Origin of the sequence: Acinetobacter sp. YH12152, assembly GCF_013418285.1 — a bacterium.
Taxonomy (GTDB): Bacteria; Pseudomonadota; Gammaproteobacteria; order Pseudomonadales; family Moraxellaceae; genus Acinetobacter; species Acinetobacter amyesii.
Genome location: NZ_VPCH01000073.1, coordinates 1 through 11,008 on the forward strand (window position 1 = coordinate 1; position 11,008 = coordinate 11,008).

Here is an 11,008-nt window from a genome sequence, read left to right on the forward strand (position 1 = left end):
GTGGAAAATAACTGCCAGAACAAAGTCGATTCCATAGTTTGTATAGGTTGTTCTTTAAATGCTTTTCGAATTGCTCAATAGATTCATGATCAACGCCTGGAGCGCCACCATTCTCTTTGACTTTTTTTAAATGCCTCCCAGATTAACGCTTTAGGAATATTAAATGGTTTGGTCATAAAGTTTTGCTCCTCCTGCTTGCACAGTTGACAAATCCGTAGACCTGGATAATGCAACCCCTTCGCTCCATTACCATTACAGTAACTTCAACACTACTACGAGTTGCTCCGCCCCTTGGTGACGCATTGCTATTATCAGCCTTGCCTTTTGAGCTTGTGCCTTTCGCTTGACATCGCCACCGAAGGTTCCCGCAGTTCAACGTAAGAGCCTGAATTAGGATCGCGCTGCCTCTACGCCGGACACCGAATGGCCCGTAAGCAGGTAACGGCCAAACTAATCGCGGGGTAACTTCCATCCCCGGTTTTGATGTCATTTGAGTACTTTCGACACTTGAACGGCAGTTCACTGTTGTTCGCCTTCCTAATTCTTACCTGACATCTCTACGATGCCTTTTCCATAACGCTCACGACCGGGACTTTTGATCCAAGCCGCTTATGGTGGTTTGCTACCTGCTCCTGCAAGCCGATAGCGAGGGGCCATACCCTCATCTCTTACGCCGCTTGCTGCGGCACACTAAAGTCACTCACCCACAGTTGGTCAGGATGATCAGCAGTAAAATTACGTTTCACTAAATCATCTGCTCGTTTTTGGTCATCTCGGCTACGGGTGGTTTGTTTGTTCTTACCACGCCAAACACCTTGTATACCTAGCTTTTGCATTAATCGAGCAACAGTACAGCGCGCAATAATATAGCCTTCACGTTTCAGTTTTTGCCAGACTTTACGTACACCATACCGACCTGAACTTTCCTTCCAAATTCGTTTAATCTCCTCAGCATGATGCAAGTCATGTAAATCTCGCTTTGCTCGATGTTCTGGATTTTCACAGAGATCTAGAGTCCGGTAATAGGTTGAAGGTGCGATCGGTAAAATTCTACAAATCGCCTCGACTCCGTACAGCTCTTTATTATTATGGATAAAATCCACCATTATTTGTGTGGGCGGTCGAGCTCCGCCTGGGCGAAAAAAGCGGCTGCTTTACGTAGAATTTCATTGGCGCGTTGCAGTTCTTTATTTTCGCGTTCCAGTTGTTTGATACGTTCTTGGTCTGAAAGCTGCTGTACTTTAACTGGATTTTGTTTATCTAAATATTTTTGATACCAAACACGTAGTGTTTCAGGAGTACAACCTATCTTGGGAGCAATAGCGGTGATCGCAGCCCAATTCGATGGATAATCTTTTTCGGATTCAATCAATAATTGAACCGCTCTTTCTCTGATTTCAGGGGTATATTTTACTTTTTTCATCGGGACATTCTCTCAGAAAGCTTGGTCTCCGACAAACCCGGTACGGTTCAGGGGGAATTTCAGCATGGATTTGGACCAGTATTGTACCTTCAGCTGCAAAAGGCTGCCGTGTAGCAGGAGCATAATATGGAATTATGGGTCGATATGATTAATAGTACAAACTTTGAAAAGGTTTTCTACTTTTCATTAGCTGTATTATTTAGTTTTTTATCATCTTGGTATTATCAAAGTTTAATACATATCCCATTTAATAAAGATATCGTTTTTGGTTCTATTATAACTGGTTGTGGTATATTTATTTTTGTATTTGCGACCTTCTGGTGGAGTTTTCCAAGTGCAATACTATCTGGTATTTTTGGGGGAGTTTTTTTCACTAGAAAAGTAACTTAATGAGCCTGTAAATAATTTTGTGTAATTGCTTTTCATAAATTTAAAGGTGATTGCTTAAGCGGTCACCGAATTCAATAATAAAGCGGCTCATGGCTAAACGCCAGTCGCGAATAGGCATATTCCACTTTTTAGACGCTGCATCAATTGCTAAGTAAATCACTTTACGTACAGAATCATCCGTTGGAAAGACTTTACGTTTTTTGATCGCTTGGCGTATTACGCTGTTTAATGACTCGATTGCGTTGGTGGTGTAGATGGCTTTGCGTATCTCGGCTGGATAAGCACAGAAGGTATTCAGATTCTCCCAGTGCATACGCCAGCTTTTGCTGATCTGTGGATACTTGTCATCCCATGTTTGGGCAAATTGATCCAGGGCCATCAAGGCTGCCTCTTCAGTAGGTGATTGATAAACGGCTTTTAAATCCTGAGTGACCGCCTTGTAATCTTTCCATGACACGTATTTCAAGCTGTTGCGCAGCATGTGGATAATGCACAGCTGGATATGGGTTTGCGGGTATACGCTGTTAATAGCATCAGGAAAGCCTTTTAGTCCATCCACACAGGCGATCAGAATATCCTGCAACCCTTGGTTTTTAAGCTCAGTCAGGACATTCAGCCAGAACTTGGCACCTTCATTCTCAGCCATCCACATACCGAGCAATTCTTTCTGTCCCTCAAGATTAATGCCTAAGGCAAGGAATACAGCCTTGTTGATGACACTGCCATTATGACGGACTTTAACTACAATACAGTCCATATAAACGATGGGATAGATCGCATCCAACGGACGGTTTTGCCATTCAGCAACCTGCTCCTTGACGGCATCCTCACAGCAGTGCTGTTCGCCTTGGAAATGAGCGTTGGAGATACATCAGCATCGTACATTTCCTTAAAGGTAGCAACGATTTCACGGGTTGTCATGCCTTTGGCATAAAGGGATAGAATCTGGCTATCCATTTGCGTGATACGGGTCTGATTTTTCTTAATCAACTGAGGCTCGAAAGTGCCATCACGATCACGTGGTGTGGTGATCTCAATCTCCCCATCATCGCTAAGTAAAGTCTTACTAGAATAACCATTGCGAGAATTTGAACCAGATTTACGGGCATTTTTTTCATGTCCGAGATGTTCGGTAAGTTCGGCATTGAGAGCCGTTTCAACAGTGATTTTGGTCAACAATCGGGTGAATTGATTGAGATCTTCTTCTGTTTTGATTCCTTTAGCAAATTCTGCTGCAAGGTCTTTTAGTTTTTGTTCGTTCATCATGTTGCCTGACTCCGTTGTGAATATGAACATAGCAAATTCAGGCAATTACACAATTTAATTTACAGTCTCATAAAATACTCTCCCATACTAAGAATAGGGAATATTATTAGTAATGGAACCGACATTGAATAATGGAAATTCGTTCATCCGTCACTTCATAAACTAATCTATGCTTCTCATCAATTCTACGGCTCCAGAATCCTGAAAGATTTGCTTTTAAAGGTTCTGGTTTTCCAGTTCCTTCAAAGGGTGTTCTTTGACATTCTCTGATTAAGGTATTGATACGTTTGAGTATCTTTTTATCCTGTGTTTGCCAATAGATATATTCATCCCAGGCATTTTCAGTCCATTCGACATTACGACTCGTCATCTATAATCAACTCTCTTTGTTTGGTTTTACCTGCGCGTAATTGAGCAATTGATTCGTTTAAACGAGTGGTATTATTTGGAGATGAAAGGAGATACAACGTTTCCATTAAACTGTCGTAATGATCTTGTCCCATTACTACAGCATGACCGCCTTCTTTTCTTGTAATGAAAGCGACATCTGCATCATCAATAACTTTATCTAAAACAGATTTTAAGTTGTTACGTGCGTCTGTATATGTAAATACATGCATATATTTCTCCCTCATAAAGTAAGCTGTGTTAAAACGCTACTGACTAGATGATAGTGATTGAACTTTACAATCTAAAATGTACAGAATTCTGTACATGTTGTCAATTTTGTGTAACAGTTTTATATCAAATAGGCTTTGTTGCATAAAGATTTCATAACTATATGATTTTAAAAGTTTTGATTATTTTTTGATCCAAAATTAAATTTATTTAAATCAGATGCTTACATATTTATACAACAGAGCCGACTGAAGATACTATTAAATTAAAGAAGTCTAATTAGATATTTACAATCTAATAGAGTCTAACAACTTGCTTTAAGCTCTATTAATTTTGCATGGTGTCACGAGGAACCGGGATTTGCTATCAGTTCAATCTGGAATATCTGGCCCCAGTAGTCTGAAGCAATGGGATCGATGGGCAGGGCTCTGCCTTTGCTGATACCTCAGGCAGCTTAAAAGTATTTACGCCAGCCAATAGAAAAAACACCAAAGTTCACTACCAGATAGCGAGTTATAATTTAAATTTGAGTGAGTTGGGGGGATGCTTCAAATTATAAATCTTTGTGCAACAAAGCCCTACTATTCTGAAATGACACCTTTGTCCGTTATAATTGTATAAACATTTTTAGTGTCTGGTAATTATGTCCTCATTGATCAATTTTCTATCTCGCTTTAGTACAGCAACTCTTCAGCGCAGTCTTAGCTATGCTAAACGCATTGATAGGGAAACGATTGAGTTCTTTGAGGAAAAAGACGGGGTTACGATGTATGCCCAAATTGAAGGGACAGATTATTACGATACTGCAATTACCTATAATCCCCAAAAAGACCGTTTAATCGATGACGACTGCACTTGTCCGGTTGGATATAACTGTAAACATGCTGCTGCTTTAGCGCGGTTATTCTTTCAGGAATATCGCCAGGAATTTCAGCAGCGTTATGCTGACTCTCAATCCCCGCAGGGAATCGCAAAACGCCTACGGGGGGATGATCAGGCACAGCGCTGGTTGAATGATTTTAAACGGTATTTACAACAGACTGAACCAGAGCAATCTGTCAAAACAAACAATTATTTAATTTACCTGTTAGATCAGTCTGTCAGCTTAAAGAAATTGACAGTTGATGTTCAGAAGGCCAGACGCAATAAAAACGGCTCAATTGCGGGGGAAAGTTATTATACCCAATATGAAAATATCACCAGAAAGCATCTGACTTTACCTGAACAAAAACGACAATTATTTAACCAGATTTATTATTATGCCAAAATAAACAGTGACGAACGTTTTTATCAAAGCAATCTTGATATCTCCGGAATTTTATTGGAGCATTTCAAATCTTTTATTCAAAGTGGCGATGTGTACTGGCAAAAAAAGAGCCATACTGCACTTCAATGGTCAGAACAAGACTATCACATCGAACTGATCTGGCAACAAGGTGTAAACAAACAGACAGAGCATTTAAATATTGAATTGGTCAATGGTGATATTCGACTCGATTTAAAATCAAATCCACATATCCAAATTCTCGCTAGCCAGCCACCGTGTTATGTGGATATTCAACAGAACACGGTGGGCCAGTTATATGGTGAATATACGGCAAATCTTCTGTACCATTTTTTACAGATGCCTGATCTTCCATCTATGCTCTTGCCAGAGTTTGAGAAACTGACTCATCAATATTCAGACGTGAAAAATCTGCCTCAGCCCGAGTCTATTCAGCATATTGATGTCCTTGAGGGTAGCCCCCAGCCAATTTTACGCTTCGGTGTTTTAGATAAATTTGATTGGAAATGGGAAGAGTCTGTTTGTGCTGAAATTGAATTCTCCTATGCAGGCGGGCGAATTAAAGCAGGTACATCAGGTGACAGTTTCATTGGTGAGCAGCATGACAAAATGGTGCGACAGCTTCGGGACTTAGTTCAGGAACAACAGTCAATCCAGCGTTTACAGCTATTGGTCGAATCACTGAAGTGGGTGAAAGATCTTAGTTATGACCAGCAATTAAAACTGGATAAACAACGTCTCGATTCTATGGTTTTTGCTTTCTATGGAGACTGGATCAAACAGCTGATGCCCATCAATCAAATTGAGTTGATGGGCTGGCAGATAGAGCATCTGGAAAACAGCCCCTTTAACCTGCAATATGTTGAAAATTTAAATATTTCTATCACTGAATCTGAAGGCCAGCAGGACTGGTTCAATATCGGGGCGACGGTTCAAGACAGTGCAGGCAATTCTTATAATTTACTTGATGCGCTCGTAGCTTTGGTGCGAGTAAATCCTGATTTACTTGATCCGCGGACTTTTATTCATCTGCATGACAGTCAAATTTTCACCGTGAAAACTGCAGTTGATCAACCTGATTTGGCGCTATCCGCTAGGGATATTAAGCCGGTATTATTGCATCTGCAGAGCATTTTACAGCAAGAAGAGCGCAGTATTGATCGCTATGATGCGAGTCAATTATTAGAATTGCAGCATAATCTTGGGATGACATGGCAGGTCAGTGATCGCCTGCAGAAATTTGTACATAAATTCAAACAAGGCTATCAGCAACAACTGCCGACACCACAAGGTTTTCAGGGGGAGTTGCGTCTATACCAGCAGCAGGGCTTAGGCTGGTTACAGTTTTTAAGGGAAACCCAGCATGGCGGGATTCTGGCAGATGATATGGGCTTGGGGAAAACAGCACAAACTTTAGCCCATTTACTCATGGAAAAGCAGGCTGGATATTTGCAGGATAGTCCCGCCTTAATTGTTGCACCCACATCGCTGATGCATAACTGGTTCAAAGAAGCGGAGAAATTTACCCCAGAGCTCAAGGTATTGCTGCTACAGGGGCCCGATCGCCATCAGTATTTTGAGCAGATTCCGCACTATGATATTGTGTTAACCACCTATCCGCTTCTGGCGAGAGATGAAGAGCAACTAAAGCAATATGAATATCATCAACTCATTTTGGATGAGGCGCAGAATATCAAAAATCCGCGCGCCAAAGCTGCACAGGTAGTACGGCAATTAACAGCGCGACATCGTCTATGTCTAACCGGTACACCTATGGAAAATCATTTGGGTGAGCTGTGGGCACTATTTTATTTCCTGATGCCAGGATTTTTATATTCACAAGAAATTTTTAATAAAAAGTACCGTCATCCGATTGAAAAGCGCGGTGATGAGCAGTTAAGACAAAAGTTGGTCAACCGGATTAAGCCCTTCATTTTACGTCGCTTGAAAACTGACGTAGCCAAAGAGTTGCCAGAAAAAACCACGATTGAAGTCAATATTGATATGAATGACCAGCAATCCAAGTTATATGAGGCTGTTCGTGCCACGATGCAGGCAAGCATTCAGAAAATTGTGGCAGAAAAAGGCTTTAAACGTAGTCAAATTCAAATTTTAGATGCCTTACTGAAGCTACGTCAGGTGTGCTGCCATCCTAGCTTACTAAAGCTGGATTCAGTGAAAATTGGGCAGGCGCATTCTGCCAAACTTGAACAGTTGATGGATATGGTCGTTCCAATGGTGGAAGAGGGGCGAAAAATTCTTATCTTCTCTCAGTTTACCTCAATGTTGGAACTGATTGAACAACAGTTCCATCACGCAGAAATTGGCTATGTGAAGCTGACTGGAAAGACCAAAAAGCGAGATGAAGTCATTACAGCGTTTCAGTCTGGACAAGTGCCGGTATTTTTAATCAGTCTGAAAGCAGGAGGGGTCGGTTTGAATCTAACTGCCGCAGATACGGTCATTCACTATGATCCATGGTGGAACCCTGCTGCTGAAGATCAAGCTTCAGATCGTGCATGGCGGATTGGACAGGACAAGCCGGTATTTGTCTATAAGCTGATTACTAATAAAAGCATAGAAGAAAAAATTCTTGCTTTACAGCAAAATAAAGCAGAACTGGCACACTCTATTCTAAGTACAGATCATGAAGGCGAAGCGAAACTGACGGAAAATGACGTGATGAACTTGTTTGAGAAATTTTAGTTTGGTTTCAGATTACCCTAATCATCTGTAAGTATCTGAAAGTCTGGATGCAATTTTTTCCAATGTTCTCTTAATTTTTCTTTATGAACAGAAATCATAGGTAAGTCTAGTAATAGCACTGGCCATACCGACCGTGCTTTGTCCATGATCGCGTGAAGTTGTTTTTCAATAACACGCCATGGAACACCGACTTTTTCAGCCCATTGTTCAAAGTGTTTCATCTCAGCTAAATACCAATCTTTATTTTTGGCAAGATTTAAGGCGAAATGACGCTCATTTTCAATATATACACTTGTCATCAATATATCGTATGCAGGGGATAATCTTGGTGCACTTTTATCGTAATAAATCATACTCCAGTTCTTTAAGTGTGCATCTCCATTGGCGAGTAAAATATTTATGAGTAAACGGCTGGCAAATTGCTGAATATCAATAATTTTGTTATCTGAAAATTGATAAATGATCTTACCGATCTGCTCATAATTTGTGGTGCTGTATTTCTGATGTGGATATGCGCCGAAGATCTGAGCAAAATCTTCGATGTGAATAAGCTCTGTAGTATCAGCAGTACTCTGTCTATCAAATCTTTTGATTGCGAAAGCATATTGCTCTTGGGGTAAATTTAATGGTGGAAGGTCTTGTAAAAGGGCCATATCCACCAAGCGAATCTTAGGGACATCTATTCCGACCGTTTTGGCAAGGGTCATCATAGAATATTCATTTAGCGGAACAAAAGCATGTCTGGAAGAAGGAGTTTTGATAATCCAGTCCCCGAGTAGAGTCGTTTCCGTTGCCTGTGCTAGTGTAAAACGCCCATCTTTGGCTTTCATGGAAAACTTCATTTGGACGCCGGCCAAGGAAAACTTATTATCTGTTCGAATCTCTTGCTTTAAAATTTGATCTGGATTTGAGATCTGCAGTTTGAATTTTATTTCATCTGGAATTTCTTCTGGATCTAATGGAGTCGCAATGAGTGCTCCAGGTAAATCATGACCTAAAGCTGCCAATAACTGAAATTCATTGTCTATATGTACTTTGAGGCTTTGTGCAATCAGTTCACGTAATGCACCTTCTGGTAGCAAGTTTGATAGCAAGGGGTGTAAGCGCTGATGTGTAACATAGGTCTTTTCTAAAATTTTATCCGCTTGAGGATACAAGGGGGAAGTCAGCAGGCTCAAGGTCGGGCGTTGCTGATCAGAGCGGAAAGAATCTGTAAAAACCAGAATATTTTTTCCGCTCTGAAATCCTGCCAAGTATCCAACGATACCGTGATGTAATGTTAATTTCAGGACGGCAACAGTATTCATGGTTCCTCTCCTCCGAGAAGACCTTTCCATGGGTTAGTCATTAAGTCATCCTGATCTTCAATAGTGACTTTAATTTCATCATTCAATAATTGTCTGATCAAATGAACCTTATCATCAGGGATGAGCATCAGTTGAGCATTTAATCCTGCCGCTATAATTTCTAAGGTCTCTAATCGAGGGTTGCCCTGACTTTCCAGTTTTTGGTACTGCTGTCTTGAAATGCCTGTACGGGATTGCATATCAACTTGCTTTAAGCCCAATTGGGTTCGTCTTTTTTTGATTTGCTGAAGTAAAGACTTATTCATTGTAGATACATTTATTGCTTTTAGGTCCTGTAAGAAACATATTAGTTTCTTTTTTTTTGAAAAGCAATTTATGACTTTATCATTTCGATCTGTAAAAGCCCTGGCTACGTAGTGATCTAAAATCACTCTGAAAATACAGTTAAAATACGCGGTTCAATTTACCTTAATCTCCTTACGTAATTGGCAGCCAGATCTGAACTGTTGGCAACTCTCTGGCAAAATTTCCTGGCAGCCCTGCATTTAACTGCCTAGCGCAATCTGATAATAAATAATAACAAACCCGCCGTGCAGTTAGCATACAGTAAGTAAAGGAATGGTTGACTGTGATCATAAAAATAGCATATCAAGCCAGAGGGAAACTAGACGGCTAAGTATAGTAACATCAATAGTTTAGGACTTACGCATTGACGGATTCAAAAAAGTATTAAAATACTTTATAAAGTATCTGTGATCAGACGAATTAAACATGCTTCTACAGCAACTTGTACTCTACCCATTTATATGGGCTTTCTCATGACAGAACCGAACTCTATTAGCTGCACACAACTTGCCGAGACTTATAACATCTCGCATGATAGTGTAAATCGCTTTCTAGAGCGTGAAGACTACACACCTCACGACCTATATCAAGAAGCAATTCAACATATTGATAATAATAAACTTATAGTCAGTATTGATGATACTGTTTTAGATAAACCGTATAGTCAGCATATGGACTTAGTTAGCTATTTTTGGTCAGGCAAACACCACCGATCTGTCAAGGGTATTAATCTCATTACCTTGTATGCGACAGATCAAAATGGTCAAAATATTCCAATTAATTTCCGAATTTATGACAAATCTCAAAGTAAAACCAAGAATGATTACTTTATGGAGATGTTAAGTGAAGTACTCAGTTGGGGTGCAAAGATTCAATTTATTACAGGTGATAGTTGGTATTCATCGACTGCAAATCTAAAAACCATAAGAAAATATGGTATTCGATTTATGTTTGGTATCGACTGTAACCGTAAGGTTTCCCCAGAAAAAGGACAATGGTTTCAACTGCGTTTATTACCAGATTTCCATCAGGGTCAAGTGGTCTGGCTCAAAGATTTTGGCTTTGTACAATTATTTAAGACTCAGTTAAAAGAACAGCAGAGGTTTTATATTGTGTATCAAGATGAAGATGATTTATTGTCCTTTGAGGGTTTTCATGAATTACATTCAAGTCATTGGAAAATAGAGTAATATCACCGGGTGATTAAACAAGTTTGTCATATTGAAAAGTTTCAAGTGAGACGATCTAAACTGATTTTGAATCATATTTTTTCAGCCTTAATGGCCTACGTCGAGATACAAAAGAACCAGTTTGAGCGGATCTTTGAAAATGTATATCGTTGGCAGAAGAAATTATTTAGACCAATCATCAAAGACTTCATTGATGACTTTATTCTCGATAAAAATCATCTGCTACCACAGAGAATCTATAAATAATACTGCGTAAGTCCTATTTTATATAAAATTATGAAATATATAGAAATATAGGTTTATTTTTTGTTTGTTTTTTAATCAAAATTATGAAAAAACTATAACAGTAAGCTCTGTACACGACAAATTTCATAGGATCCTTGTCCTATCAGGCTTTTTCTTTCTTAAAATTGCTAGCACTTTCTTAAATTCTTCTTTTTTTCCAAAACCAATCAAACGTAGAATAGCCATTTGAACA

General features: G+C 39.7%; 6 protein-coding genes, 4 pseudogenes and 1 other annotated feature. Of the genes and pseudogenes, 3 read left to right on the forward strand and 7 right to left on the reverse strand.

The features are described from left to right. Positions 1–176 (reverse strand): annotated as a pseudogene (locus FTU83_RS17635) (group II intron reverse transcriptase/maturase); the annotation flags it as partial. A 504-nt stretch (positions 177–680) separates the two neighbouring features. Next, positions 681–1,423, reverse strand: a pseudogene (locus tag FTU83_RS15960) (IS3 family transposase); the annotation flags it as partial. Further along, positions 1,032–1,148 (reverse strand) — a sequence feature (AL1L pseudoknot). It overlaps the preceding pseudogene by 117 nt. A gap of 126 nt (positions 1,424–1,549) precedes the next feature. Between FTU83_RS15960 and FTU83_RS15965 the strand changes: the two are divergent. Continuing rightward, the gene (locus tag FTU83_RS15965; RefSeq protein WP_004871190.1) at positions 1,550–1,813 is read left to right on the forward strand and encodes a hypothetical protein; all 264 of its coding nucleotides are present in this window, start codon (positions 1,550–1,552) and stop codon (positions 1,811–1,813) included. A 40-nt stretch (positions 1,814–1,853) separates the two neighbouring features. Here the strand turns inward: FTU83_RS15965 and FTU83_RS15970 are convergent. From FTU83_RS15970 to FTU83_RS15980, 3 genes and pseudogenes are all read right to left on the reverse strand, one after another. Then, positions 1,854–3,076, reverse strand: a pseudogene (locus tag FTU83_RS15970) (IS256 family transposase). Positions 3,077–3,185: 109 nt separating this feature from the next. Then, positions 3,186–3,449 carry a Txe/YoeB family addiction module toxin gene (locus FTU83_RS15975; RefSeq protein WP_000203952.1) on the reverse strand — a complete coding sequence of 88 codons (264 nt, stop codon included), beginning with the start codon at positions 3,447–3,449 and terminating at the stop codon, positions 3,186–3,188. Next, positions 3,436–3,699: a type II toxin-antitoxin system Phd/YefM family antitoxin gene (locus FTU83_RS15980; protein WP_016658858.1), complete on the reverse strand. Its 264-nt coding sequence runs from the start codon at positions 3,697–3,699 to the stop codon at positions 3,436–3,438. Before FTU83_RS15980 ends, FTU83_RS15975 begins: the two co-directional genes overlap by 14 nt. Before the next feature lie 641 nt (positions 3,700–4,340). On the opposite strand from FTU83_RS15980, the gene FTU83_RS15985 reads away from it, so the two are divergent. Further along, on the forward strand, positions 4,341–7,688 hold the full coding sequence (locus tag FTU83_RS15985; RefSeq protein WP_180107273.1) for a DEAD/DEAH box helicase: 3,348 nt from the start codon (positions 4,341–4,343) through the stop codon (positions 7,686–7,688). A gap of 17 nt (positions 7,689–7,705) precedes the next feature. Here FTU83_RS15985 and FTU83_RS15990 read toward each other — a convergent pair whose 3' ends face one another. Together FTU83_RS15990 and FTU83_RS15995 are read right to left on the reverse strand one after the other, a co-directional pair. Next, positions 7,706–8,995 carry a type II toxin-antitoxin system HipA family toxin gene (locus FTU83_RS15990; RefSeq protein WP_180107275.1) on the reverse strand — a complete coding sequence of 430 codons (1,290 nt, stop codon included), beginning with the start codon at positions 8,993–8,995 and terminating at the stop codon, positions 7,706–7,708. Further along, positions 8,992–9,300 (reverse strand): helix-turn-helix transcriptional regulator, encoded by a 309-nt coding sequence (locus tag FTU83_RS15995; protein WP_004282130.1) that lies wholly within the window; start codon positions 9,298–9,300, stop codon positions 8,992–8,994. Before FTU83_RS15995 ends, FTU83_RS15990 begins: the two co-directional genes overlap by 4 nt. Positions 9,301–9,747: 447 nt before the next feature. Here FTU83_RS15995 and FTU83_RS16000 point away from each other — a divergent pair. Continuing rightward, positions 9,748–10,776: pseudogene (locus tag FTU83_RS16000) on the forward strand (transposase). Positions 10,777–11,008 lie beyond the last annotated feature (232 nt).